Annotated in this window: 21 protein-coding genes; 12 read left to right on the top strand and 9 right to left on the bottom strand. The window is 67.6% G+C overall.

The features are described from left to right. Positions 1-121 precede the first annotated feature (121 nt). From GGR66_RS14385 to GGR66_RS14365, 5 genes are all read left to right on the top strand, one after another. The gene (locus GGR66_RS14385) at positions 122-2,731 is read left to right on the top strand and encodes a bifunctional aspartate kinase/diaminopimelate decarboxylase (RefSeq protein WP_184448700.1); all 2,610 of its coding nucleotides are present in this window, start codon (positions 122-124) and stop codon (positions 2,729-2,731) included. Further along, positions 2,715-3,167, top strand: a complete 453-nt coding sequence (locus GGR66_RS14380) for a hypothetical protein (protein ID WP_184448699.1) — start codon at positions 2,715-2,717, stop codon at positions 3,165-3,167. The genes GGR66_RS14385 and GGR66_RS14380 overlap by 17 nt, the downstream gene beginning before the upstream one ends. Beyond that, positions 3,164-4,519 carry a UDP-N-acetyl-alpha-D-muramoyl-L-alanyl-L-glutamate epimerase gene (gene murL, locus GGR66_RS14375; RefSeq protein WP_184448698.1) on the top strand — a complete coding sequence of 452 codons (1,356 nt, stop codon included), beginning with the start codon at positions 3,164-3,166 and terminating at the stop codon, positions 4,517-4,519. Before GGR66_RS14380 ends, murL begins: the two co-directional genes overlap by 4 nt. After that, a complete protein-coding gene (gene murD, locus GGR66_RS14370; RefSeq protein WP_184448697.1) occupies positions 4,500-5,933 on the top strand; it encodes a UDP-N-acetylmuramoyl-L-alanine--D-glutamate ligase in 1,434 nt (477 codons plus the stop codon). The genes murL and murD overlap by 20 nt, the downstream gene beginning before the upstream one ends. A gap of 79 nt (positions 5,934-6,012) precedes the next feature. After that, entirely contained in the window at positions 6,013-6,816 is an 804-nt protein-coding gene (locus GGR66_RS14365) for a dienelactone hydrolase family protein (protein ID WP_184448696.1), read from the top strand. 181 nt (positions 6,817-6,997) lie between these two features. Here GGR66_RS14365 and GGR66_RS14360 read toward each other — a convergent pair whose 3' ends face one another. Further along, positions 6,998-7,996, bottom strand: a complete 999-nt coding sequence (locus GGR66_RS14360) for a polyprenyl synthetase family protein (protein ID WP_160970054.1) — start codon at positions 7,994-7,996, stop codon at positions 6,998-7,000. Between the two features lie 280 nt (positions 7,997-8,276). On the opposite strand from GGR66_RS14360, the gene GGR66_RS14355 reads away from it, so the two are divergent. The 5 genes from GGR66_RS14355 to GGR66_RS14335 all read left to right on the top strand — a co-directional run bounded on the left by GGR66_RS14355 (position 8,277) and on the right by GGR66_RS14335 (position 13,436). Then, entirely contained in the window at positions 8,277-8,801 is a 525-nt protein-coding gene (locus tag GGR66_RS14355; RefSeq protein ID WP_160970056.1) for a single-stranded DNA-binding protein, read from the top strand. A 663-nt stretch (positions 8,802-9,464) separates the two neighbouring features. Further along, complete coding sequence (locus GGR66_RS14350; RefSeq protein WP_184448695.1) at positions 9,465-10,361, top strand: TIM barrel protein; 897 nt, start codon at positions 9,465-9,467, stop codon at positions 10,359-10,361. Positions 10,362-10,391: 30 nt separating this feature from the next. Beyond that, complete coding sequence (locus tag GGR66_RS14345) at positions 10,392-12,077, top strand: GMC family oxidoreductase (RefSeq protein WP_160970060.1); 1,686 nt, start codon at positions 10,392-10,394, stop codon at positions 12,075-12,077. Beyond that, positions 12,077-12,649, top strand: a complete 573-nt coding sequence (locus tag GGR66_RS14340; protein ID WP_184448694.1) for a gluconate 2-dehydrogenase subunit 3 family protein — start codon at positions 12,077-12,079, stop codon at positions 12,647-12,649. The genes GGR66_RS14345 and GGR66_RS14340 overlap by 1 nt, the downstream gene beginning before the upstream one ends. A 43-nt stretch (positions 12,650-12,692) precedes the next feature. Then, on the top strand, positions 12,693-13,436 hold the full coding sequence (locus GGR66_RS14335) for a DUF1080 domain-containing protein (RefSeq protein ID WP_184448693.1): 744 nt from the start codon (positions 12,693-12,695) through the stop codon (positions 13,434-13,436). Positions 13,437-13,463: 27 nt separating this feature from the next. Here the strand turns inward: GGR66_RS14335 and GGR66_RS14330 are convergent, their stop codons facing one another. Genes GGR66_RS14330 through GGR66_RS14310 form a run of 5 tightly spaced genes read right to left on the bottom strand, consistent with a single transcriptional unit; the run spans position 13,464 to position 18,086 of the window. Beyond that, positions 13,464-13,760, bottom strand: a complete 297-nt coding sequence (locus GGR66_RS14330) for a cytochrome c (RefSeq protein ID WP_237475439.1) — start codon at positions 13,758-13,760, stop codon at positions 13,464-13,466. An 18-nt stretch (positions 13,761-13,778) separates the two neighbouring features. Continuing rightward, a complete protein-coding gene (locus tag GGR66_RS14325) occupies positions 13,779-14,633 on the bottom strand; it encodes a sugar phosphate isomerase/epimerase (RefSeq protein ID WP_184448692.1) in 855 nt (284 codons plus the stop codon). 19 nt (positions 14,634-14,652) lie between these two features. Beyond that, the gene (locus GGR66_RS14320; protein WP_184448691.1) at positions 14,653-15,777 is read right to left on the bottom strand and encodes a Gfo/Idh/MocA family oxidoreductase; all 1,125 of its coding nucleotides are present in this window, start codon (positions 15,775-15,777) and stop codon (positions 14,653-14,655) included. A gap of 11 nt (positions 15,778-15,788) precedes the next feature. Then, positions 15,789-17,006: a nucleoside permease gene (locus GGR66_RS14315; protein ID WP_184448690.1), complete on the bottom strand. Its 1,218-nt coding sequence runs from the start codon at positions 17,004-17,006 to the stop codon at positions 15,789-15,791. A gap of 27 nt (positions 17,007-17,033) precedes the next feature. Next, positions 17,034-18,086 (bottom strand): sugar phosphate isomerase/epimerase family protein, encoded by a 1,053-nt coding sequence (locus GGR66_RS14310; protein WP_184448689.1) that lies wholly within the window; start codon positions 18,084-18,086, stop codon positions 17,034-17,036. Between the two features lie 95 nt (positions 18,087-18,181). On the opposite strand from GGR66_RS14310, the gene GGR66_RS14305 reads away from it, so the two are divergent. Beyond that, positions 18,182-19,189 (top strand): LacI family DNA-binding transcriptional regulator, encoded by a 1,008-nt coding sequence (locus GGR66_RS14305; RefSeq protein WP_184448688.1) that lies wholly within the window; start codon positions 18,182-18,184, stop codon positions 19,187-19,189. A gap of 213 nt (positions 19,190-19,402) precedes the next feature. Next, on the top strand, positions 19,403-21,385 hold the full coding sequence (locus GGR66_RS14300; RefSeq protein ID WP_184448687.1) for a S9 family peptidase: 1,983 nt from the start codon (positions 19,403-19,405) through the stop codon (positions 21,383-21,385). A gap of 246 nt (positions 21,386-21,631) precedes the next feature. Here the strand turns inward: GGR66_RS14300 and GGR66_RS14295 are convergent, their stop codons facing one another. From GGR66_RS14295 to GGR66_RS14285, 3 genes are all read right to left on the bottom strand, one after another. After that, entirely contained in the window at positions 21,632-23,197 is a 1,566-nt protein-coding gene (locus GGR66_RS14295) for an asparagine synthase-related protein (RefSeq protein ID WP_184448686.1), read from the bottom strand. 112 nt (positions 23,198-23,309) lie between these two features. Further along, a complete protein-coding gene (locus tag GGR66_RS14290; protein WP_160970075.1) occupies positions 23,310-23,474 on the bottom strand; it encodes a hypothetical protein in 165 nt (54 codons plus the stop codon). A 450-nt stretch (positions 23,475-23,924) separates the two neighbouring features. Beyond that, positions 23,925-25,685, bottom strand: a complete 1,761-nt coding sequence (locus GGR66_RS14285) for an oligopeptide:H+ symporter (protein ID WP_184448757.1) — start codon at positions 25,683-25,685, stop codon at positions 23,925-23,927. Positions 25,686-25,872: the final 187 nt, after the last annotated feature.

Below are 25,872 nucleotides of genomic sequence, written 5' to 3'. Positions count from 1 at the left end.
GCGGAAAAGACGTCCAGTTGCAGGTAGCGACGCTCGCTCATCGGCGCTCGGTTGGCAGTAGAATCGGGGGTTGCGCCCGCGCATGCCGGCGTTTTCCCCACATTCCAGACACCCCCACTCCATGTCAGCTTCCTCTCCTGCCGATCGTTGGATCGTCCTCAAGTTCGGCGGCACTTCGGTGTCGCGTCGTCATCGCTGGGACACGATTGGACGGCTCGCGAAAAAACGCGCGGACGAGACCGGCGCGCGGGTGCTGGTGGTGGTGTCGGCCTTGTCCGGGGTCACCAACGAACTGACCGCGATCGCCGACGGCAGCGCCGACAGCGCGCAACGCGTCGCCGCGCTGGAGCAGCGCCACCGCGAGTTCCTGGGCGAACTGGAGCTGGATGCCGAGGCGGTGCTGGGCGAACGCCTGGCGGCGTTGCGCGGCCTGCTCGCCGATCCGCGCGCGGCCGAGCGCACGCTGGACTGGCAGGCCGAGGTGCTGGGGCAGGGCGAACTGCTGTCCTCGACCCTGGGCGCGGCCTACCTGAGCGCCAACGGCCTGGACATGGGCTGGATGGATGCGCGGCAATGGCTGGACGCGCTGCCGCCGCAGCCGAACCAGAGCGCCTGGTCGCGGCGCCTGTCGGTGTCGTGCCAGTGGCAGTCCGATCCGCAGTGGCGCGCGCGCTTCGTCGCCCAGCCCACACGCATGCTGATCACCCAGGGCTTCATCGCCCGACACGAGGACGGCGGCACCGCCATCCTCGGCCGCGGCGGCTCGGATACTTCGGCGGCGTACTTCGGCGCGCTGCTCGGCGCCAGTCGGGTGGAGATCTGGACCGACGTGCCGGGCATGTTCAGCGCCAATCCGCGCGAGGTGCCGGATGCGCGCCTGCTGACCCGCCTGGACTACTACGAGGCGCAGGAAATCGCCACCACCGGCGCCAAGGTGCTACACCCGCGCTCGATCAAGCCGTGCCGCGACGGCGGCGTGCCGATGGCGATCCTGGACACCGAGCGCCCGGAACTGCCCGGCACCAGCATCGACGGCAACGCCCGCACCGTGCCCGGGGTCAAGGCGATCAGCCGCCGCAACGGCATCGTGCTGGTGTCGATGGAAGGCATCGGCATGTGGCAGCAGGTCGGCTTCCTGGCCGATGTGTTCACGCTGTTCAAGAAGCACGGGTTGTCGGTGGACCTGATCGGCTCGGCCGAGACCAACGTCACCGTGTCGCTGGACCCGAGCGAGAACCTGGTCAACACCGACGTGCTGGCGGCGCTGTCGGCCGACCTGGCGGAGATCTGCCGGGTCAAGATCATCGTGCCGTGCGCGGCGATCACCCTGGTCGGGCGCGGCATGCGCTCGCTGCTGCACAAGCTCTCGGACGTGTGGGCCACGTTCGGCAAGGAGCGCGTGCACATGATCTCGCAGTCGTCCAACGACCTGAACCTGACCTTCGTCATCGACGAGACCGATGCCGACGGGCTGCTGCCGATCCTGCACGCCGAGCTGATCGACAGCGGCGCGATGCCGGTGGAAGAGACCGAGGTGTTCGGCCCGCGCTGGCGCGAGATCGCCGGCACGGTGCGGCCGCGGCCGGTGCCGTGGTGGCAGGGCGAGCGCGCGCATCTGCTGCGCCTGGCCGAGGCCGGCACGCCGCGCTACATCTATCACCTGCCGACCCTGCGCGAACGCGCGCGCGCGCTCAAGGCGATCGCGGCGTTGGATCAGCGCTACTACGCGATCAAGGCCAATGCGCATCCGGCGATCCTGCAGACCCTGGTCGAGGAGGGCTTCGGCCTGGAGTGCGTCTCGCACGGCGAACTGCGCCGGGTGTTCGAGAGCGTGCCGGAGCTGTCGCCGCGCCGCGTGCTGTTCACCCCCAGCTTCGCGCCCAGGGCCGAGTACGAAGCCGCGTTCGCGCTGGGCGTGACCGTGACCGTGGACAACGTCGAGGCGCTGCAGCGCTGGCCGGAACTGTTCCGCGGCCGCAGCCTGTGGCTGCGCATCGACCTGGGGCACGGCGACGGCCACCACGAGAAGGTCAATACCGGCGGCAAGGCCTCCAAGTTCGGCCTGTCGGCGACCCGCGTCGACGAGTTCGTCGAGGCCGCGCGCGCGCTGGACATCCGCATCGTCGGCCTGCACGCGCACCTGGGCAGCGGCGTGGAGACGGCGCAGCACTGGCGGCGCATGTGCGATGAACTGGCCGGCTTCGCCCGGCGCATCGGCAGCGTCGAGGTCATCGACATCGGCGGCGGCCTGCCGATCCCGTACAGCGCCGACGACGAACCGTTCGACCTGGACACCTTCGCGCAGGGCCTGGCCGAGGCCAAGGCGGTGCATCCGGCATTCCGCCTGGCGATCGAGCCGGGCCGCTACCTGGTCGCCGAATGCGGCGTGCTGCTGGCACGTGCCACCCAGGTGATCGAGAAAGACGGCATCCGCCGGGTCGGCCTGGATGCCGGCATGAACACGCTGATCCGCCCGGCGCTGTACGACGCCTGGCACGACGTGGCGAACCTGAGCCGGTTCGAGCAGCCGGCCGAGACCGTGTTCGACGTGGTCGGGCCGATCTGCGAGTCCAGCGACGTGTTCGGCAAGCGCCGGCGTCTGCCGGCAGGCACCGTGCCCGACGACGTGATGCTGATCGCCGACGCCGGCGCCTACGGCTACAGCATGGCCAGCACCTACAACCAGCGCGAGTTGCCCCGCGAGGAGGCGATCGATGGGCGCGCGGACTGAGTTCGTCGCGGGCAGCGCCGCGGCCGGTGCGGTGGCGATGGCGGCGGCCACCGCGTTGGACCAGTCCGGCACGTCGCTGCCGTGGACCGACAGCCTCAAGTGGGCGTTGCCGGCCCTAGCCGCGGCAGCGGCCGGTGCCTGGCTGGCGTTGCGCTGGCAGCGCCGCGGGCATGCTGCCAGCGCTGGCGCGCTGGCCGTGCGCACCTTGCTGCTGGCCGTGTTGGCCTACCTGCCGGCGCTGGCGCTGTATGTGCTGGTGGCCGTCCTGGCCTCCGCCGCGTCGGTGCCAGCCGGACAGCATTGGCAACTGCTGCTGATGGCCTTCGTGTTCGGCTGCCTGCCGTTGCTGTGGGCGGCCTTGCCGTTTTCGCTGATCGAATTTCTTCTGTGCCGCCGCTACCTGCGGCACACCCGTGTGCTTGCAGGACGTCCATGACCGCTTTCGACAAACAGCAGATCGCCACCTTCCGCTTCGTGCGCTGCGGCTTCGATGCCGACAGCGGCGTGGCGCGCCTGGTCTATGCGTTCGACGACGGCCCGGAGCTGGTGGAGACCATCACCGTGCCCGGCGCGCCGTTCGCGCTCGACCCGGCGCGCGCGCAGGCGGCGCAGCGCGCCCTGCGCCTGCTGCACCTGATCGCTGGCGTCAGCTACTACAAGGCGGCGGTGCCGCCGCGCATCGTCATCGACGATTACGCCATCGATGCCGAGACCGCCGCGCTGCTGGACAGCGTGTACCTGCATGGCTTGGGCGAGTTCGCCTATCGCAACGGCCTGGACCTGCGCGGACGCATCCGCTTCCCGGCCGCGGAGGCCGGTGCCGCCGACGCGGCGGCGCTGGGGCTGCGCGACCAGGCCCTGGTGGCGATCGGCGGCGGCAAGGATTCGCTGGTCAGCATCGAGGCCCTGCGCGCGGCCGGCGTGGCGCAGACGGTGACCTGGATCGGCGGATCGCAGTTGATCCGCGCCTGCGCCGAGCGCACCGGGCTGCCGACCTTGAACATCGGCCGCACGCTGGCGCCTGAGCTGTTCGAACTGAACCGGCAGGGCGCGTGGAACGGGCATATCCCGGTGACGGCGGTGAACTCGGCGATCCTGGTGTTCGCCGCGGTGCTGCACGACGCGGGCCAGGTGGTGTTCTCCAACGAACATTCGGCCAGCTACGGCAGCCAGATCGCCGGCACCGGCGAGGTCAACCACCAGTGGTCCAAGGGCTGGGCCTTCGAGCAGGCGTTCGGGACCCAGGTGCAGCGCTACGTGGCCGCGGACCTGCGCTACTACTCGCTGCTGCGCCCGCTGTCGGAGCTGGCGGTGGCGCGGCAGTTCGCTAAAAACGACCACTACGACGCGCATTTCTCCAGCTGCAACCGCAATTTCCACATCCTCGGCGAGCGTCCGGCGCACCGCTGGTGCGGGGTCTGCCCGAAGTGCCACTTCGTGTTCCTGGCGCTGGCGCCGTTCATGCCGAAGACGCGGCTGGTGCGGATCTTCGGCCGCAACCTGCTCGACGATGCCGGCCAGGCCGGTGGCTTCGATGCGCTGCTGGAGTTCCAGGACCACAAGCCGTTCGAGTGCGTGGGCGAGGGCCGCGAGTCGCGGGCGGCGATGGCGGCGCTGGCCGCGCGTGCGGAATGGAAGGAGGACGCGCTGGTGGCGCGCTTCATCCGCGAGATCCAGCCGCAGCTCGACCCCGTCGACCTGCGCGTGGAGCCGCTGCTGGAACTGGACACGCAGCACCGCATCCCGGCCGACCTGTGGGAACGCGTGCGTGCGAATTTCGCAGCTTGAGTCGCAGCGCGTCGCGCTGTGGGGTTGGGGTCGCGAAGGCCGTGCTGCCTACCGCGCGCTGCGCGATAGCCGGGACCCGGGACCCGGGACCCGGAACGCGGCGTCCACGCCGCTAACCCTGTTCTGCACGCCGGCCGAAGCCGAGGAGGTCGCAATGCTTGGCGATCCTGCGCTGCGGGTGGAAACCGAGGCCAGCGCCGAGCGCCTGGCCGCGTTCGATGTCGTGATCAAGTCGCCCGGGATCAGTCCGTACCGGCCCGAGGCGCAGGCCGCGGCGGCGCGCGGCACACGTTTCGTCGGCGGCACCGCGCTGTGGTTCGCCGAACACGCCGGCGCGGACGGCGTGGTGCCCGGCAGCGTCTGCGTCACCGGCACCAAGGGCAAGAGCACCACCACCGCGCTGCTGGCGCACCTGCTGCGTGCCGGCGGCCATCGCACCGGCCTGGTCGGCAACATCGGCGTGCCGCTGCTGGAAGTGCTGGCGCCGATGCCGCCGCCGCAATACTGGGCGATCGAACTGTCCAGCTACCAGACCGGCGACGTGGCCCGCAGCGGCGCGCGGCCGCAGCTGGCGCTGGTGCTGAACCTGTTTCCCGAGCACCTGGACTGGCACGGCAGCCAGGCGCGCTACATCGCCGACAAGCTCGAACTGGTCACCCATGCGCGGCCGCGCATCGCCCTGCTCAATGCCGCCGATCCGCAGCTGGCGGCCCTGCAATTGCCCGACAGTGAGGTGCGCTGGTTCAACCGCGAGGACGGCTGGCACATGCGCGGCGAAGTGGTCTATCGCGGCGACACCGCGGTGTACGACAGCGCGCAGGCGCCGCTGCCGGGCCGGCACAACCGCGGCAACCTGTGCGCGGTGCTGGCGGCGATCGAGGCGTTGGGCCTGGATGCGGCGGCGCTGGCGCCGGCGGCCGATCGCTTCCGACCGCTGCCGAACCGGCTGCAGACCCTGGGCACGCGCGACGGCGTGACCTATGTGAACGACTCGATCAGCACCACGCCGCATGCCAGCCTCGCGGCGCTGGAGTGCTTCCGCGGGCGGCGCATCGCGCTGCTGGTCGGCGGCCACGACCGCGGCCTGGACTGGCAGGACTTCGCCGAGCAGATGCGCCACGGTGCACCGCTGGAGATCGTCACCATGGGCGCCAATGGCCCGCGCATCCATGCGCTGCTGGCGCCGCTGGCCGCCGAGACCGGCTTCGGCCTGCATGCCGCGGCCGACCTGGCGGAGGCATTGGCGCTGGCGCGCGCGGCGCTGGACGAGCAGGGCGGCGTGGTGCTGCTGTCGCCCGGTGCGCCCAGCTTCGGCGCCTATCGCGACTACGTGGCCCGCGGCCGCCATTTCGCCGCGCTGGCCGGGTTCGACCCGGACGCGATCAGCACCATTCCGGGGCTGGGCATCGCCTGAGCCGCGTCGCGTGGGCGCACACATCGCGCTGGCGGCGCCTTGCGTACACTCCCGCGCTGGTTCCCACGGGAGAAGGGCGATGCGCACACGTTCGATGATGCGGTGGACCGGGCTGCTCGGCCTGGCCTTGGCGCTGCCGTTGCAGGCCTGGGCGGCGATGCAGGCCAAGCCGGTGGAGTGGCAGGTCGGCAAGGACAGTTTCAGCGGCGTGCTGGTCTACGACGATGCCGACCACGACAAGCGCCCCGGCCTGGTGATGGTGCCGAACTGGCGCGGCGTGAACGACTCCGCGGTGGAAAAGGCCAAGCACCTGGCCGGCGACGACTACGTGGTGCTGGTGGCCGACGTCTACGGCAAGGGCAAGCGACCGGCCAACGATACCGAGGCCGGACAGTTCGCCGGCGCGTTGAAGAAGGATCCGGCCACGCTGCGCGCGCGGGCGTTGGCGGCGGTGGCGGCGCTGAAGGCGCAGGCCGGCAAGGCGCCGCTGGACCCGGCCCGGATCGGCGCGGTCGGCTTTTGCTTCGGCGGCACCACGGTGCTGGAACTGGTCCGAGCCGGTACGCCGCTGGCCGGCGTCGTGAGTCTGCACGGTGGCCTGGCCACCGCGGCGTCGGCGGCCGCAGGCAGTGCCAAGGCGCCGGTGCTGGTGCTCAACGGCGCCGACGACAAGAGCGTGAGCCGCGACGATATTGTCGCCTTCGAGCAGGAGATGAACCGCGCCGGCGCCGACTGGCAGTTCGTCAACTTCAGCGGTGCCGTGCACTGCTTCGCCGAAGCCGACGCCAACAGCCCGCCGGGCTGCCAGTACAACCCGCGCGCAGCCAAGCGCGCCTACCGGATGCTCGAGGATTTCTTCGAGGAGCGGTTCGGGCGGGATTAGGGAGGTGCCTCGCGCTGCGCGCTTGGCGGGATTGGGGATTGGCAAAAGCGGTCCGTCGGCGCCGCCTAACTGACCGGTTGGTGTGGCGAGCCTCGCAGCGCTTCAGGCGTCAGCCAAGCCGCCGTTGCGAATCCCCAATCCCGACTCCCCAATCCCAATCCGGCGCGCACAGCGCGCCGGATCAATGCTTCCGCGAGACCGCGTAGCGGGCCAGTCCGCGCAGCGCGGCTACGGCCTCGTTCTCCGGCAGGCCGTCCAGCGCGCGCTCGGCGGCGGCGGCGTAGTCGGCCGCACGGCGGCGGCTGTAGTCGATGCCGCCGCTGGCCTCGATCGCGGCGAGCACTTCCGGCATCGCGCTGGCATCGCCCTGTTCGACGATCTGGCGCAGACGCGCGCGGGTGGCGTCGTCCGCATGCGCCATCGCGTGGATCAGCGGCAGTGTGGCCTTGCCCTCGGCTAGGTCGTCGCCCAGGTTCTTGCCCAGGTCGGCCGCATCGGCGGTGTAGTCGAGCACGTCGTCGGCGATCTGGAACGCATAGCCCAGTTGCATGCCGTAGTCGTACAGGCGCTCCTGCACCGCCTCGCTGGCGCCGGAGGCCAGCGCGCCCAGGCGGGTGCCGGCGGCGAACAGCACCGCGGTCTTGCGCTCGATCACGCGCAGGTACGCGGCTTCGTCGGTGTCGGGGTTGTGCACGTGCAGCAGCTGCAGCACCTCGCCCTCGGCGATGCGGTTGGTGGTGTCGGCCAGCAGGCGCATCACCGCCATGCTGTCCAGCTCCACCATCAGTTGGAAACTGCGCGAATACAGGAAGTCGCCGACCAGCACGCTAGGCGCGTTGCCCCACAGCGCGTTGGCGGTGCTGCGGCCGCGGCGCAGGTCCGACTCGTCGACCACGTCGTCGTGCAGCAGGGTCGAGGTGTGGATGAATTCGATGATCGCCGCCAACTGGTGCTGCATCGGCCCGCCGGCGCCGCAGGCGCGGCCGGCCAGCACCACCAGCATCGGCCGCAGGCGCTTGCCGCCGGCGGAGACGATGTGGTCGGCGATCTGGTTGATCAGCACGACGTCCGAGGCCAGGCGGCGGCGGATCAGGGCGTCCACCTCGGCCATGTCCGGCGCGGCGAGCATCTGGATCTGGGGCAGGCCCAGGGCGGTGCTGGGGGATTCGGCGATGCTCATGCGGACAGGACTGGAAACGTGCGCAAAGTATAGGCTGCGCGGCCACATCCGTCCCGCGGTGGGGCGGGGCCCGGGCCGGAGGGCTTGCCACGCCTGGGTCCGGAGCGCCCTGCGGGTCTCGCCCCGGCAGGATTCCGACAGGCCGATGCGGCGTTTTCCGGCATGCCCGCGGGCGCCTGGCGCAGGCCGGCCCATCCCGGCGATGTTAGGATTGCTCCCCGAAATCTTCTTTACCGCTCTGCGTGCCCCCGGCCGCGGAGACCCCAGACGGAAGCAGCTCATGGCCCGTGGCATCAACAAAGTCATCCTCGTCGGCAACCTCGGCAACGATCCCGACACCAAGTACACCCAGGCCGGCATGGCCATCACCCGGATCAGCCTGGCCACCACCAGCGTGCGCAAGGACAAGGACGGCAACCAGCAGGAACGCACCGAGTGGCATCGCGTGGTGTTTTTCGGAAAGCTCGGTGAGATCGCCGGCGAGTACCTGCGCAAGGGCAGTTCGGTCTACGTCGAAGGCTCGATCCGCTACGACAAGTACACCGGCCAGGACGGCGTGGAGAAGTACTCCACCGACATCGTCGCCGACGAGATGCAGATGCTCGGCGGCCGCGGCGAGGGCGGTGGTGGCGGCATGGGCGGCGGCGACCGTCCGCAGCGCTCGGCGCCGCCGCGCCAGGAACGCTCCGGCATGGGCGGTGGCGGCGGTGGTGGCGGGCAGGATTACGCACCGCGCCGGCAGCAGCCGGCCCCGCAGCAGTCCGCACCGATGGACGACTTCGCGGACGACGACATCCCGTTCTGATTTTTCGTAGTTCCTGCGGTGCAAATGGACCCCGGTGAGCCAGTGCGCTTACCGGGGTTTTTCTTTTATGCGGGCGTTTCCCTTGCTGACGGCATGACATCTGTCTTCTGCCTGTAGCAGACGTACACGATAGGCGAGGGGCACCGGGGTGCGCGAAAGCTCGCGTACCGATGCGGCCTTTGCGCCCCGCGAATCCGAAGCCGTGCCTGCCGAAGGGCGGCTCGTACTGGAATGCCGCGTACATCGCGTCGGCTGGGGGGCGTCGCGATGCCGACGTCGGGCGGGCGGTGCGGACGTGAATTGCGTTCGAAGACGATGAGGGCGATCTGTTCGCTGCGGCAGCCAGCAGTGTCGATCGCAAATCCCGTTTCGACCGTGTCGTGATCGGGCAAGTTGGTGCGCAAGATCTCGATTCATAGGTCTTCGGTTGCACTGCCATGCGCGCCAATGTGATCGATTGGCTGACAGGCGAGCCGAAGCTTCAGCGCGCCGCGCGAATTCCATCACGTTGATGCGGCCGTCGGCGCCACAGGCGTTGTGCCCTGCAGCATGGATCGTCGTGCAGTGCGTCTTGCAAAACAGCGATTCCCTCCTCTATGGTGCAATCGATTGAATCGCGGCGATTCATCAGCGTTTGACGCCGGTTGGGAGGCCGGAAGGTGGATGTCTATCCATTCGAATGGACCGGCGCCGGCCTCGGGGTTCACGCGGCGCGACGCGCTGCGCATGGCGGTCGCCGGGAGCCTTGGCCTTGGGGCGGCGGGCGTGCTGCCGGCGCGTGCCGTTGCCACGCCGCTCAGGGGCAACCTGAAGCAGTCCGTCGCCCGCTGGACGTTTCCGCAGCTGTCGACCGCACAGCTTTGCCAAGTGGTGAAGGGCATGGGGTTCGCCGCCATCGATCTGGTGGGCCCGGCGGATTGGCCCATGCTGAAGGCGCATGGCGTGTACAGCGCGATGTGCAACGGCGCGGAACTCGGCCTGGACAAGGGCTTCGCCGGCAGCCAGTTCCACGATGAGCTGGTCGAGCGCTACACGCGGCACATCGACCTGGTGGCCGATGCCGGCTATCGCAACCTCATCTGCTTTTCCGGCAACCGCAATGGCATGGATCCGCAGGACGGCATGGCCCACGCCGAAGTCGGGCTCAAGCGCATCCTCGGCCATGCCGAGAAGCGCGGCGTCGTGCTGGTGATGGAACTGCTGAACTCCAAGGTCGATCACCCCGACTACCTGTGCGACCACTCTGCCTGGGGCGTCGAGTTGTGCCGGCGGATCGGCTCGGACCATTTCGGCCTGCTGTACGACATCTACCACATGCAGATCATGGAGGGCGACATCATCGCCACCATCGGCAAGCATCACGCGTGCTTCAAGCATTACCACACCGCCGGCGTACCGGGCCGGCACGAGATCGGGGACGCTCAGGAGCTCCACTATCCCGCCATCTGTCGCGCGATTCGCGATACCGGTTTCGATGGCTATCTGGCGCAGGAATTCGTTCCTACGGCGCCGGATCCCGTCGGCTCGCTGCGCGAGGCGATCCGCCTCTGCGACGTCTGAAACGCTATCCACCCAGGTGAAGTAGAACCCATGGCAGACAATCATTACGACGCCATCGTCGTTGGCTCGGGAATCAGTGGCGGTTGGGCGGCGAAGGAGCTGACCGAGAAGGGGCTCAAGGTCCTGATGCTGGAACGCGGCCGCAACATCGAGCACGTCAAGGACTACGTCAACGCGATGAAGGAGGCGTGGGATTTTCCGCACCGCAACCGTCCGACCCAGGCGATGAAGGCCGCTTATCCGGTGCTGATGCGCGACTACGCCCTGGTCGAGAACCTGCAGGGCATGTGGGCCAACGAACAGGAATCGCCCTACACCGAGATCAAGCGATTCGACTGGTTCCGCGGCTATCACGTGGGCGGTCGCTCGCTGATGTGGGGACGGCAGAGCTATCGCCTGTCGGACCTGGATTTCGAGGCGAACCTCAAGGACGGCATCGCCACCGATTGGCCGATCCGTTACGCCGACATCGCGCCGTGGTACGACCACGTGGAGAAGTTCGCCGGCATCGCCGGCACGCGCGAGGGACTGGACGTGTTGCCGGACGGCGAGTTCCTGCCGCCGATCCCGTTGAACATCGTCGAGAAGGACGTCGCCACGCGGATCAAGAAGGCCTTTGGCGGCACCAGGCACCTGATCCACTCGCGCACCGCGAACATCACACAGCCCAAGGTCGAGCAGGGCCGGGTCAACTGCCAGTATCGCAACAAGTGCATCCTGGGCTGTCCCTTCGGTGCCTATTTCTCGACCCAGGCGGCAACGCTGCCGGCGGCGATGAAGACGGGCAACCTGACCTTGCGGCCGTTCTCGATCGTCAAGGAGGTGCTCTACGACAAGGATCGCAAGCGTGCGCGCGGCGTGGAGATCATCGACGCCGAGAGCGGGCAGACCTACCAGTACACGGCCAATGTCATCTTCCTCAACGCGTCCTCCTTCAATTCGACCTGGCTACTGATGAACTCGGCCACCGACGTCTGGGACGGCGGCCTGGGGTCCTCGTCCGGCGAACTCGGGCACAACGTGATGGACCATCATTTCGGCGCCGGCGCCTCCGGCCGGGTCGAAGGCTATGACGACAAGTACTACTTCGGCCGTCGTCCCTGCGGCTTCTACATCCCCCGGTTCCGCAACGTCGCCGGAGACAAGCGCGGCTACCTGCGCGGCTTCGGCTACCAGGGCGGCGCTAGCCGCACCGGCTGGTCGCGCGAGATCGCCGAGCTGAACATCGGCGCCGACCTGAAGGAGGCGCTGACCGTGCCGGGTGACTGGCGCATCGGCATGACCGGCTTCGGCGAAATGCTGCCGCACCACGACAACGCGATTCGCCTGGACCCGCAGCGCAAGGACAAATGGGGGCTGCCGGTGCTGGCGATGGACGTCGCCATGCGCGAGAACGAAAAGGCCATGCGCAAGGACATGGCCGCCGACGCCGCCGAGATGCTGGAGGCGGCCGGCGTCAAGGAGGTGAAGATGCACGATGCCGACTACGCGCCGGGCAAGGGCATCCACGAGATGGGCACCGCGCGCATGGGCCGGGACCGCAAGAACTCCGTGCTGAACCAGTACAACCAGGTGTGGGACGCGCCGAACGTCTACGTGACCGACGGCGCCTGCATGACTTCCAGTGCCTGCGTGAATCCCTCACTGACCTACATGGCGCTGACCGCGCGTGCCGCCGATCATGCCGTGCGCGAACTGAAAGCGGGGAACCTGTGATGGAACGTCGCGAACTGCTGAAGATGATCTTCGCCGCCACGGGCGCGGCCATGGTCGGCCTGCCCGCGCTCGCCTCTGCACAGGCGCCGGCCGCCGGGGCGAAGGCCCTGTTCTCCGCTGTCGATATCGGCATGCTGGACGAGATCGCCGAGACCATCCTGCCGCGGACCAAGACGCCGGGGGCCAAGGACGCCGGCGCCGGCGCGTTCATGGCGAAATTCGTCACCGACTGCTACACCCCCCGGCAGCAGTCGACGTTCCGCACCGGCCTGACCGAGATCGACAAACGTGCCGGCGGTCGATTCGTGTCGCTCACGCCACAGGCCCGTACCGAGTTGCTGCGCGCCCTGGATGCGGAAGCCAGGACACACGTCGTCGACGTGACCGACATCGGCACCGCCGAAGCGGCGGACGCGATGCCGCATCCCTTCACGATGCTCAAGCAGCTGACCATCTTCGGCTTCTTCACGTCCAAGGTCGGCGCGACCGAAGTGCTGCGTTATGTCGCCGTGCCGGGCCGCTTCGAAGAGGTGACCTATGTTCCCGGCACGCCGGCCTGGGCGACCAGCTGATGGAACGCCTCGCTTCGCCATTCCTTCCTTTCCTGGAAACACGATGACCAGACCCTTGCTGATGGCGGCCTGCCTGCTGGTCGCGGCGCCTGCGTTCGCGCAGGCCGACGGTGACCCCGCACGCGATCCGGCCAAGACCGAAGTGTGGAAGCCCGTGCCCGCGGTCGTGGCCACGCCCCCGGGCAGCGCGCCCTCCGATGCGATCGTGCTGTTCGACGGCAAGGATCTGTCGGCCTGGGAGTCGGAGCAGGGCGGACGCGCGCCCTGGCTCGTCGCCGACGGCGCGATGACCGTGGTGCCGGGCAGCAAGGGCATCCGCACCAAACAGCGCTTCTGCGACATTCAGTTGCACGTCGAGTGGCGCACGCCCACCGCGACCCGCGGATTCGAAGGCCAGCAGCGGGGCAACAGCGGCATCTTCCTGCAGGAACTGTACGAGTTGCAGGTGCTCGACAGCTACAACAACCCCACCTATGCCAACGGCCAGGCCGGTGCGATCTACAAGCAGGCCATTCCGCTGGTGAATGCATCGCGTGCGCCGGGCCAGTGGCAGGCGTACGACATCATCTGGAAGGCGCCCCGCTTCTCGCAGGGCGGCGGACTCACGTCGCCGGCCCGCATCACCGTCCTGCACAACGGCGTCCTGGTGCAGGACGACACCGTGCTGTCGGGCAAGACCGAGTACATCGGCGCGCCGTCGTACGCGCCGCATGCATGCGCGCCGCTCCTCCTGCAGGAGCACGATTCCAAGGTCAGCTACCGCAACATCTGGGTGCGCGAGCTGTAGCGCCGGCGCGCCGTCGGCGCCGGTCGCCTATTGCGCCAGGAAGCTGGCGAGGTCGTCGACTTCCTGTTGGGACAGCTGCGAAAAGGGGGGCATCAAGCCGCCGCCCTTGCGGATCTTCTCCTTGATCTGCGCAGGCTGCAGGCGCTTGCCCACGTCGGTCAGTGCGGGGAACGTGGGCGGGACGCCTGCGCGATTGGCGCCGTGGCATGCCGTGCAGTGGGTAGCGTAGAGCTGCGCGCCGGCCGTCGGGTCGTCCTTGGACCATGCCGTGGGCGCAAGCGTCGTCCCCAGCAGCACCACGGCCATCGTCAGGATCGTTTTCAAGCGGGCCTCCTTTGTGGACTAACGCGGCGTGGCGGCGGGCAGGTGTTCGCGCAGGTACGCCGCCCCGGTCTTGACGACGGTGGCCGGATCGCGCGGTTGGTCGTGCTCGATGATGTACCACTGCACGCCGCTCGCCGCCGCGGCAGGCAGGATCGCGCTCCAGTCCAGCACGCCCTGGCCGACGGCGGCGAAGCCCCCTTCGTCTTCGGCCTGGCCTTTCGGTGCATTGTCCTTGGCGTGGACCGCGAACATGCGGCCCTTGAACTTGCCCAGCATCGTCGCCGGGTCGTAGCCCGCGCGCGCGACCCAGGCCAGGTCCAGCTCGGTCTGCAGATCGGGGCCGGCCGCGGCGAACAGCAGCTCCAGGCCGGTCTTGCCATCGAAGTCGACCAGTTCGAAGTCGTGGTTGTGATAGGCCAGGCGCATGCCCTTGGCGCGCGCCTTTTTCGCGATCTGGCCCAGTTCCTTGCCCAATGCCGTCCAGCCTGCGGCATCGGTGGGCCGATCCTTCTGGTCCAGGTAAGGCACCACCAGCGTCGTGTTGCCGATCGACCGGTTGAAGGCCACCGCGCCGTCCAGGTCCTTGCGCAGATCGGCCAGTTGCACGTGCGAGGAGATCGCCTTGATCGCATACTTGTCCAGTAACTGCTTGAGTTCCACCGCGCTGACGTTCTGCGTACCGACCGTTTCCACCGCGCCCACGCCCGCGTCGTGGACGATCTTCAACTGTTGGTCGAGCGAGCCGGCGTTGCGCAGCGTGTACATCTGCACCGCGATGGGTGGCTGCGGGCCGGCGGCGTCGCGTGCGAAGGCGGGCAGGGCAGCCAGGAGCAGCAGTGCGAGGGTTGCGGTTCTGCGTGTCGGTGTGTTCATCAGGAAGTCCTCCCGGGAATCAATCGATGGATGTCCAGCCGCGTGTCCTGGCCGATGTGATGACGCGATCGACGATCAGCGCCGAACGCAGCCCGTCGTCGAAGGTGGGCAGGCCTTCCGGCCGCTCGCCGTCGATGGCGCGGTAGGTGTCGGCGACGAACGCCTCGAAGCAATCGCCGTAGCCCTGCGCGTGCCCGGCCGGCAGCGTCGCCAGCCGGCGTTGTTCGGCGCTGCCGGCGCCCGGACCGCGCACGAAGATTTCCTCGCGCTGATCGGGCCGGCCGATCCACAGGCGTTCGGCGTCCTCCTGGTCGAACGCTACGCTGGCTTGGGCGCCATCGATCTCGAACCAGAGGCGATTGCGCCGCCCCGCCGAGACCTGGCTGACCGTCAACGAGGCCAGCGTGCCCGCGCCGGTTCTGAGCATCGCCATGGCCACGTCTTCGCTGGAGACCGCCTGCATCGCGCCGCCCGCCGCCGGCGTGGTGAAGCTCTGCCCGGTGGTGGTGCCGCGCTCGGCGATCACGGTCGCGAACGCTGCGCTGACCTCGGCGAAGCGCTCGCCGCTGACCCATTCCACCAGGTCGCACCAGTGCGAGCCGATGTCGGCGAACGCCCGTGACGCGCCGCCCAGCGTCGGGTCCACGCGCCAGTTGTTGCTGGCCGGGTCCAACAGCCAGTCCTGCAGGTAGCTGCCGTGGATCAGGCGCAGCGGCCCCAGTTCGCCCTGGGCGATGCGGGCGCGCGCCTCGCGGATCACCGGGTGGTAGCGGTAGACGAAGGGCACCGTGGCGACCAGTCCGGTCGAGCGGGCCAAGGCCGCCAACGCCCCGGCGTCGTCCAGCGTCGTGGCCAGCGGCTTCTCGCAGATCACGTGCTTGCCGGCGTCCAGCGCCGCCTGCGCCATGGCACGGTGCAGGTGGTTGGGCGTGCAGACGTGCACGACCTGCACCTGCGGATCGGCGACCACCTCCTCGAGATCGCGATAGGCGCGCGGGACGTCCCACGACTGCGCCACGTCGCGCGCGCGCTGCGGGGAGGAGGCGGCGACGCCGCGGACCGCGGCCCCGGCGAGCAGGGCCGCGCGACGGTGCACGGCGCCGATCATGCCGGTGCCGACGATGGCGATTCCAAGCTTGGGCATCGGGGGGTTCCTCAAGGCGCGGAAGGTGCGGCCGCGACGGCGGGCCGGTCGCGGAACAGCAGCAGGAAGGCGATCAGCACGAGCAGCGCGACACCGGCCGGGAACAGCCAGATCCGCTGCCAGTCCGGGCCTGCCGCGGTGGTGTAGTGCTCCACCACCGCGCCGGACAGGAACGTACCGATCAGCATGCCCACCCCGTATGTGGCCAGGGTGATGAAGCCCTGCGCACTGCTGCGCGCGGCGGAGCCGGCATGCGCATCGGTGTAGATCTGGCCGGTGACGAAGAAGAAGTCGTAGCAGATGCCGTGCAGCACGATGCCGATCACCAGCAGGGAAAAGCCGCCGCCCGCATCGCCGAAGGCGAACATCGCGTAGCGCACCACCCACGCCGCCATGCCCACCGCCAGCATCGTCTTGACGCCCAGCCGCACGAACAGGAACGGCATGGCCAGCATCAGCAGCACTTCGGACACCTGGCCCAGCGATTGCAGGCCGGCCGCACCGCGCACGCCCAGATCGTTGAGGTAGGGGTTGGTGAAGTTGTAGTAGAACGCCAGCGGAATGCAGATGGCGATGGACGCCAGGAAGAACACCAGATAGGAACGCGACTTCAGCAGCCGCAGCGCGTCCAGCCCCAGGATCTGCCCCAGCCCGGCATCGCGCTGTTGCGCCAGTGGCGGAGTGTGCGGCAGGGTGAAGGCATACAGGCCCAAGGCCAGCGACGCCATCGCCGCCATCCGGAACGTCAGCTCGAGCCGATGCGCCTGTTCCCAGCCCAGCCAGCCGATCAGCACGCCGGCCACGATCCAGCCGACGCTCCCGGCCACGCGTACTGGCGGAAACTGCTTTTCAGGCGATTGCATGTGCCGCATCGCCACGCTGTTGGCCAGTGCCAGCGTCGGCATGAACAGCAGCATGTAGCCCATGACGCAGGCGAAGAACACGCTGAAGGTCGTCGCCGTGGACGCCAGCCACATGAGCACCGCACCGGCGAGGTGCAGCAGTGCGAGGATGCGCTGCGCCGCGAAGTAGCGATCGGCGATCAGGCCGACCAGGAACGGGGCGACGATGGCGCCGATGGACTGGCTGAGGAACGCCGTCGCCACCTGGCTCGCGCTGGCCTGCAGGGGGCCTTGCACCAGGTACGTGCCCAGGGTCACGAACCATGCCCCCCAGATGAAGAACTGCAGAAACATCATCGCGCCCAAGCGCGACATGGTGTGCGTCATGGCGTCCCCTCCCAGGGCGGCAATGGCTCAGGTTCCCAGCATGCGCCGCAGCGAGTCCGGATCGGCGCCGCTGCCGGCGAAGTCGTCGAAGGCGCGTTCGGTCACGCGGATGATGTGGTCGCGAATGAACGCGGCACCCTCGCGTGCCCCATCTTCCGGGTGCTTCAGGCAGCACTCCCACTCCAGCACGGCCCAGCCCGGGAAGTCGTATTGCGCGAACTTGGAGAAGATCGCCTTGAAATCGATCTGGCCATCGCCGAGCGAACGGAACCGCCCCGGACGATCGATCCAGTCCTGGTAGCCGCCATAGACGCCGCTGCGCGCGCTGGCGCGGTACTCCGCGTCCTTGACGTGGAAGATGCCGATGCGCGCGTGGTAGCGATCGATGAACCCCAGATAGTCCATCTGCTGCAGCAGCAGGTGGCTGGGGTCGTACAGGATCTTGGCGCGGGGGTGGTGATCGACCATGTCGAGGAAGCACTCGAAGGTCGCGCCGTCGTGCAGGTCCTCGCCCGGGTGGATCTCGAAGCACAGGTCCACGCCGCAGGCGTCGAAGGCATCCAGGAGGGGGCGCCAGCGCCGACCGAGTTCGGCGAAGGCTTCTTCCACCAGCCCGGGCGGGCGTTGCGGCCAGGGATAGAAGTAAGGCCAGGCCAGCGCGCCGGAGAACGTGGCATGCGCGGTCAGCCCCAGGCGCTGGCTGGCCTTGGCGGCCAGCCGCAGCTGCTCCACCGCCCAGGCCTGGCGGGCGGCGGGGTTGCCGCGCTTGTCCGGCGGTGCGAAGCCGTCGAACAGGCTGTCGTAGGCGGGGTGGACGGCGACCAGCTGTCCCTGCAGGTGGGTGGACAGCTCGGTGATCTGCAGGCCGTGCCCGGCCAGCATGCCGGCGAGGTCGTCGCAGTACGCCTGGCTGTGCGCGGCCTGGGCCAGATCGAACAGGTGGGGCGCGCTGGTGGGGACTTGTAGGCCAGAATAGCCCAGGCCCGCGGCCCATTCGGCCAGCGTGTCCAAGCGATTGAAGGGAGGTGTGTCGGCGATGAACTGTGCCAGGAACAGCGCTGGACCCTTGAGCGTCTTCAACGTGATTCGCCCTCATGCAATCGATTGAATCATCCTAGCATGGGCCTCCCGCAAGACCCGTTGTGCACTGCACAGCAGCAACAAGAGCTCAGTTCATGGCGACCACCATCTACGACATCGCAAAGCACGTCGGCGTCACCGCGGGCACGGTGTCGCGGGCGCTCTCCCGGCCGGAAAAGGTCTTGCCCGCCACGCGCGCGCGCATCGAGCAGGCCGCCGCCGCGCTGGGCTATGTCCCCAACACGGTGGCCCGGACGCTGAAGACCCAGCGCAGCGGCAAGCTGCTGGTCACCGTCCCGGACATCGCCAATCCCTTCTTCGCCCAGATCCTGCAGGGCGCGGAGGACGCCGCGCAGGCGGTCGGCTACGCCGTCCTGCTGGGCGATACCCAGCACCAGCCCGACCGCGAGGAGCGCTATGCGCAGATGCTCCCACGCAACGAGGCGGACGGCCTGATCGTGCTGGGACATCGCCTGCCGCCGACGGCGCGTGAGATCGTCAAGCAGCAGGGCGCCGCCGCGCCGGTGGTCAACGGCTGCGAGTTCGACCCGGCGCTGGGGATTCCCAGCGTCCACATCGACAACGCGGCTGCCGCACGCGCCGTGATGGAACACCTGTATGGACTGGGGCACGCGCGGATCGCCGTGGTGGGCGGCCCGCCCGACAATCCCCTGCATCAGCAACGACTGGAAGGGGTCCGCGCTTCCGCCAAGACATGCGGCCGCCTGCGCAACCTGACCGTCGTGCCGGGCGACTTCTCCGTCGAATCCGGCCATGCGGCGGCGATGGCGCTATTGGGCCGTACAGCCGCGCCGACCGCGATCTTCTGCTTCAGCGATCAGATGGCACTGGGTGCCCTGGCGGCCTGCCGCGACCTGGGTATCCGCGTGCCGGACGACCTGTCCATCGTCGGCTTCGACGACCTGGCCTCGTCCAGTTACCTCACGCCGCCATTGACGACCATCCGGCAGCCCATGCGCGAAATCGGCGTCCGCGCGGTCAACCTGCTGCTCGCCATCATCGAAAAGGTGGACGTGCCGTTGCAGCAGACGCTGGATTTCAGCTTGATGGTGCGCGGGTCGACCGGTGCGCCGAGGGGGTAAATGACGGCGGGGATATGGGGCGATGCGCTTGATCGGTGCGCGCTGCCAGTTCCGTGGCAGATGAGGGCGTGCGGCCTCCGGGCTGCACGCCCTTTTTGGTTGCTAGCCGTGACGTCGATGGAGGTCGGCGCCCAGGTTCCGGCACGCCATCGGACAAGCGCCTGGATTAAACTTCACGCGAACGTCACGCCAACAGGAACAGGGGGACAGGGAATGAAGAGGGGACTGCGCGCAGTCGCGTTGTTGTGTCTGCTGGGAGCGGGGAATGCATGGGCGCAGGTGGATCTGGCGCCTTATCTCAAGAAGGAACAGGTTGGCGAGTTGAAGCTGTCGCCCACCGGTGAGTATTACGCCGCGACCGTGCCGCTGGCCGACCGCACTGCGCTGGCGGTGATGCGCCGCTCCGACAGCAAGATCGTCGGCAGTTTTTCGATGGACAAGAACAGCCACGTCAACGAATTCGAGTGGGTCAACGACACCCGCGTGGTGTTCAGCATGGCCGAAAAGATAGGGTCGCTGGACGCGCCGAGGGGGACGGGAGAGCTGTTTGCGATCAATGCCGATGGCAGTGCCGCCGAATTGCTGGTGGGTCAGCGGGTGACCGGCAACGGTCCCGGCACCTTGATCCAGACCAAGAAGGTCGAGGACGTCATCGCCGACATGGTCGGTCCGCTGCCTGGCGATGACCGCAATGTCATCATCCAGGTCCGCCCGTTCAGCGTCAGCAAGGACCCTTACAGCCGCGCCGAGATCATGGATGTGTACACGGGTCGCCGCCGCACGCTGGCCGGTTCGCCGAAGGTGCGCGGTGCCGAGTTCTACAGCGACGAGCAAGGCAAGGTGCGCTTCGCCTCGGGCGCCGACGCCGACAATGCCAGGAAGCTGTTCTACCGCGATCCGCAGGGCGGCGACTGGAAGTTGATCAACGACGAGAACGTCAGTCAGCACGTAGAGACGCCGCTCGGATTCTCCGAGGATGGGCGGATCGCCTATCTGCAGGTTCAGCAGGCCAAGGGCAGCGACGCGATCGAGTCATGGAATGCGGACAGCGGAGAGCGCAAGGTCGTGGCGCACGATGCGCTGGCCGATCCCTACCGGATCATGTACCGCCACGGCACCCGTGTCCCGGTCGGGGTCGAGGTGCTGGGCGACAAGCCGCGCAGCCTGTTCTTCGACGCGAACTCGCCGGAAGCCAAGACCCAGCGCTCGCTGGAAGCGGCCTTCCCGGGGCAGGCGGTCTACGTCACCTCGAGCACCCGCGATGGCCGGCTCAACCTGGTGCAGGTGCAGTCCGGGCGCAATCCGGGCGAGTTCTATCTGTTCGATACGGTGGCCAAGAAGGCAGAGTTCGTCTTTGCGCGTCGCGCTGCCTTGCAGCCGCCCAAGCTGGGCGAGGTGCGGCCGATCGCGCTGCAGGCACGCGATGGCCTGACCTTGCACGGCTTCGTGACGCTGCCCACGTCGGCCGCCACGGGCAAGGTGCCGATGGTGGTGATGCCGCATGGCGGCCCCTTCGGGATCTTCGACAACGGCCTGTTCGACGAGGATGCCCAGATCCTGGCCAGTGCCGGCTATGCGGTGTTGCAGGTCAATTATCGCGGTTCCGGCAACTACGGCCGCTCGTTCAAGCAGGCGGGCGCCGGCCAGTGGGGTGGCAAGATGCAGGACGACGTCACCGATGCCACACGCTGGGCGATCGCCCAGGGCATCGCTGATCCGCAGCGCATCTGCATGTTCGGCGCCAGCTATGGTGCCTACGCGTCGTTGATGGGGGTCGCCAAGGAGCCGTCGCTGTACCGCTGTGCGGCCGGCTATGTCGGTGTCTACGACCTGCCGCTGATGTACGCGAAGGGCGATATCCAGCAACGCGACGCGGGCCAGACCTATTTGCGGGAGTGGTTGGGGCCGAGCAGCGAACTGGCTGCGGTCTCGCCGGTCAACCTGGCCGACAGGATCAAGGTGCCGGTATTCCTGGCCGCTGGCGGCGAGGACGAGCGCGCCCCGATCCTGCATTCCAAGAAGATGGAAGCCGCGCTGAAGAAGGCCGGGGTGCCGGTGGAAACGCTGTATGTCCCGACCGAAGGCCATGGCTTCTATACCGAGGAACACCGTCGCGAGTTCTACACCCGGCTGCTGGCGTTTCTGAGCAAGTCGCTGGGCGGCGCGCAGGCGGCGCCGGCAGCGACGAAGCCGTAAGTGGTTTTCGCCCGGCGATACGTGTGAGGCGCCAGGCGCCACAGCTGCGCGGCATCAGTGCGGTCCGGTGCTTCCGGACCGCACTGATGACGGTTGGGCTCCATAGTTCAGCGTGGCCAACTGGCACTTCGGGGTCTTGCCGAATTGGTCACCTGCTTCCATGGCTGGTCGATCTTGCCGCTCTGGCCGTCCGGCGCCTCGATCGTAGGCTGAGAAAGCGACGTCCTCGCCTGCCGCATGGGATTGTCAGGCAAACTGCCGGACGAAGCGCTCCAGCCAAAGGAACGAGATCAACGGCGCCGTCAGCGGACGTGCGCGCGTCGCCACCAACTCGTCCAGAAGTTGCAGTACGGCGTCGCGGTTGACCAGGCCCAAGTCGGCAAGGGCGCATTCGCTCAGCTGCATGGCGATCGTCTTGGCGTGATGTGCGATCAGCTCAGGCAGGACATGGGCGAACGTTTCCTTGCAATAATCCCGTGGAAATATGTCGCCTACGTTGGCCTGCAAATATCGCCACATCGTTTCTCGATCTTTCCGGCTCTCGAGCGGCAGGCGCCGACAAAAAGCAACCAGATGTGGATCGCTTAGCGGATTGACCGGCCAAAGGCCTCGCCGCAGCAGATGCGGAGCCTGGCACATGCTCGAGGCCAACACGGAGGCCGATAAAGGCCCGGCGGGCGCATCGAATCCATTGAGCGAACGCGATGCATTGAGCGCTCGGGGCGTCAACAATAGGTCCGCGCGCCGCTTGGCTTCTGCGGCCACAATGCCATTGCGGCTGCCGGTGGAGTGTTCCTCATTCCGATACGTCGGGAACAACTGGTCTCCGCCAATGCCGGTGAAAAGCCGATCGCTCCCCTGCGCTTGAGCACTGTCCCACACGCTTTCGAACGCTTCGAGGTAGAACTCGGCAAGGGGATAGTCCGGTCGGCTCGCACTCGGTTGCAGATCGAGCGTCGGCGGGAACGCGTCGATATTGACCGCCGTGTCGCGAAGACCCAGCTTTTCGACAAGCAGGCGGCGACGTTCGACCTGGTTCTGACTGGATCCCTCATCGAGCAAGATTCCCAGGCTAAGGATGTTGTGCTGCGATCGCGTCAGCGCGCATGCAACGGTCGCCGAGTCCATGCCCCCGCTCAACTCGACGGCCACCTGTTTCGACGCGGGTCGAATCGAAACCGCGCGATGCAATAGTTGGCCGAATCGCTCCATGCCGTAGTCGCTCAATGCGTCATCGGAAGGCGCTACGGTTTCTGCAGGCGAGGGGTAGACGTAACGGACCTTGCCCGGCTCCGCATAAAGCGTGGCGCGTTCCGTCAGCATCAGAACGCCCGAAAACAATTGCCTGGCGGAATAATCCGCGCCGAGTGCGAGGCGCCGGCTGGCCATCTCCAGATCAATGGTGGTGGACCGGGAAAAAAAGTCGGCCAGATCGTAGGAGATTTCTACTGCGTCATCGGAGACCCGGCAGTAGACTGGCGCCGATCCGAGCAGGCCCGCGCGCAGCTTCAATCGGCATCCGGCCTGGGCCACTTCGATCATGAGATAATCGAGCGGCCATAGCAAAGCCTCTTTGTAGAGCTGGTTGAATCGATCGGCATCGACCAGCATGCCTGTATCGTCTTTTGTCCATTCGATCTCCGTGCAACGTTCGCGCACCGTGGCGAACCACTGTCCCTGCGTGCGGACCACAACGGTTTCCACAGCGGAGTGACGGTAGGGGACGATCTGGCTTTTCCCGAGGCACAGGGTGTCGTTCTGCCACAGCGGCGATTGCTCGAGGTCGGAAAAGGCAATGGTGGCCTTGATCATGGAGATCGGCTGCCTGAGAGCGGTGTCGTGTGGTGACCGCGTTTTCGAACAAAAGAACGCCGCCTGATGGCGGCGTTCTTCATCGCGACGTATCGATCGAATCGCCGTCGTTTTAGCCGCCCGGCTGCGTGGAGTACCAGCGAGAATCGTCGCCGAGATAGGGCTTCATCTCGCAGACGCCGGGCGCTGCGATATTTTGCATGGGTTCGTCGAGCTGGACAGCGAAAGGATTGGAGAGGGACTCTTGTTTCTCAAGCTTGCCATCTTGGATTTTCATCACAAAACTCCTTTTTTTAGATGTCGTCGTCATGCGGCGACGAACAGAACCTATCACTGCGCCTACGGCAAAACAAGTTTGCCGAATTTCATGGTTTCACATGAAACTTGTTAAATCAGGTGTTTTAATAAAGAAAACTGCCTTTATGTTCTTAATGTATCGCCCATGTATCGTTAATGGGCAGCCAAGACCCGTTACTGTCTCGCGATGTGGCAATTTATGTCTGTTTGTATCATGTGCCGCTGATCGATGTGAAAAGGCGACGCCAGTAACGCGGTACCGGCCAGACTTATTTGTGCGAACGGTTGGGGCCTGGCAGTGAGCGGGCCCGGTTGGATTTTGGGTTCAGTGCGACTCGCGGTCTTATCGTCGTGGTCGGCACTGACCACGTCAGATGCGCGCGCGTCGAGATCTGAGCCGGCTGTGTCGCCGCTCAGGCGACGCAGCCGCTCAGCGCACTCCGTGCATCATCCGCCGCAGCAGCGGCGCGGCCAGGAAGGCGAGCACCGCGCAGCCCACGCCGATCCACAGCAGCAGCCAGAACAGATGCGCGTACTTGGCCGCGGCGTCGGCGACGTTGAGGGTCTGGCCGTCCGGCACCTCGATCGCGGCGAGCTTGCCGAACAGCGCTGCCAGCGCTTCGGAGAAGGCGGTTGCCAGGAACCAGGTGCCCATCATCAGGCTGACCACGCGCGGCACTGCGAGCTGGGTCACCGCCGACAGGCCGACCGGCGACAGGCACATTTCGCCGGCCTCCAGCACGAAATAGGCGAGCACCAGCCACCACACGCTCGCCATCTGTCCGGTCGCGCCGACCTGTTGCGCGGCCAGCGCCAGCGGCACGAAGGACAGGCCGGCCAGCAACAATCCCATTGCCGACTTGGCGGGCTTGGACGGCTCGCGTCCGCGCCGCGCCAGCCACGCCCACAGCGCGGCGAACAGCGGCGCCAGCAGCACCAGGAACAGCGCGCCCAGGTAGGTCAGCGAGCCGGCGGTCTGCGGCAGCACCAGGCAGTCGCGGATCAGGAACAGCAGCATCAGCGCGCTGACCGCGACGAACAGCCGCCGCGGCGCGGACGAGCTGGGGCGGCGGTCGGACAGCGAGGCCGCCAGCACGAAGCCCAGCGGCGCCAGCAGCAGCGAGGCGATCGACCAGGGCAGGGGCGTGCCGCCGCGGATCACCAGCGATGGCACGATGTCCTTGGTCATCAGCCGGTCGGTGAAAGTGACCCACGAGCCGTAGGTCTGCTCGTAAAGGGTGAAGTACACCAGCGCCATCGCGATCAGCACCATCAGCGCGATCATCTGCTGGCGCTGCACCGGGGTGCATTGGGTGCCGGTGAACCAGGCGAACCACAGCAGCACCGCGCCGAGCACCAGCAGCATCAGCAACAGGGCCAGGGAGATTTCCCCGCCCAGGCTGAAGGCGCCGTTGGCCGCGGCCCACATCAAGGCGGCCACCGGCAGCACGCCCAGCACGGCGCACAGGTAGATCGCCCATTCGCGCGGGACGCCGAGCACGCGCTCGCGCAGCAGCGCCGGTTGCGCCGGTTCGGCGTGGCCGTGCAGGTACTTCTGGCCCCACAGGAACATGCCCAGGCCGAGGAGCATGCCGATGCCGGCCGCCCCGAAGCCGTAGCGCCAGCCGTAGGCTTCGCCGAGGAAGCCGCAGACCAGGGAGGCGAACAGGGCGCCGAGGTTGATGCCGGCGTAGAACAGCGAGAAGCCGGCGTCGCGGCGCGGGTCGTCGGCCGGATACAGCTTGCCGACGATGGTGGAGATGTTGGGCTTGAGGAAGCCCACGCCCATGATGATCAGCGCTAGCGACAGGTAGGTCACGCCCAGGGATGCGGTGTCGCGCACCACCTCGCCGTTGATTCGGGTGGCGGCGTGACCCTCGAAGGCCATGCCGATGTGGCCGAGCACCAGCAGCAGGCCGCCGAACACCACCGCCTTGCGCATGCCCAGCCAGCGATCGGCGAGCAGGCCGCCGAGCACCGGCACGCAGTACACCAGGCCGCCGTAGGCGCCGAGCAGGTCGAGTCCCGCGTCGTCGCCGAACAGGTGGTACTTGGTCAGGTACAGCAACAGCAGCGCCTTCATGCCGTAGAAGGAGAAGCGCTCCCACATCTCGGTGAAGAAGCAGACGTAGACGCCCTTGGGATGGCCGAGGAAATCGTCGCGCGCGTCGCGCAACGGCAGGGAGGACACGGACACGGCGACTCTCGGCGCAGGAGGCAGGCGGCGGAGTATAGGGGGGCCGGCGTTCGCTCGAATGGCGGTCCGCGGCACGTGAGGTGTCGCACGAGGTCGGACCCTCACCCCAACCCCCTCTCCCGGTGGGAGAGGGGCTGCTGCGGTTCCTTCTCCCGCCGGGAGAAGGTGCCCCGCAGGGGCG

The organism is Xanthomonas sp. 3498, from assembly GCF_014199795.1.
GTDB classification, from domain to species: domain Bacteria; phylum Pseudomonadota; class Gammaproteobacteria; order Xanthomonadales; family Xanthomonadaceae; genus Xanthomonas_A; species Xanthomonas_A rydalmerensis.
Note: the sequence above shows the minus strand (reverse complement) of the source record. Positions and strands in the feature narration are given on the sequence as shown.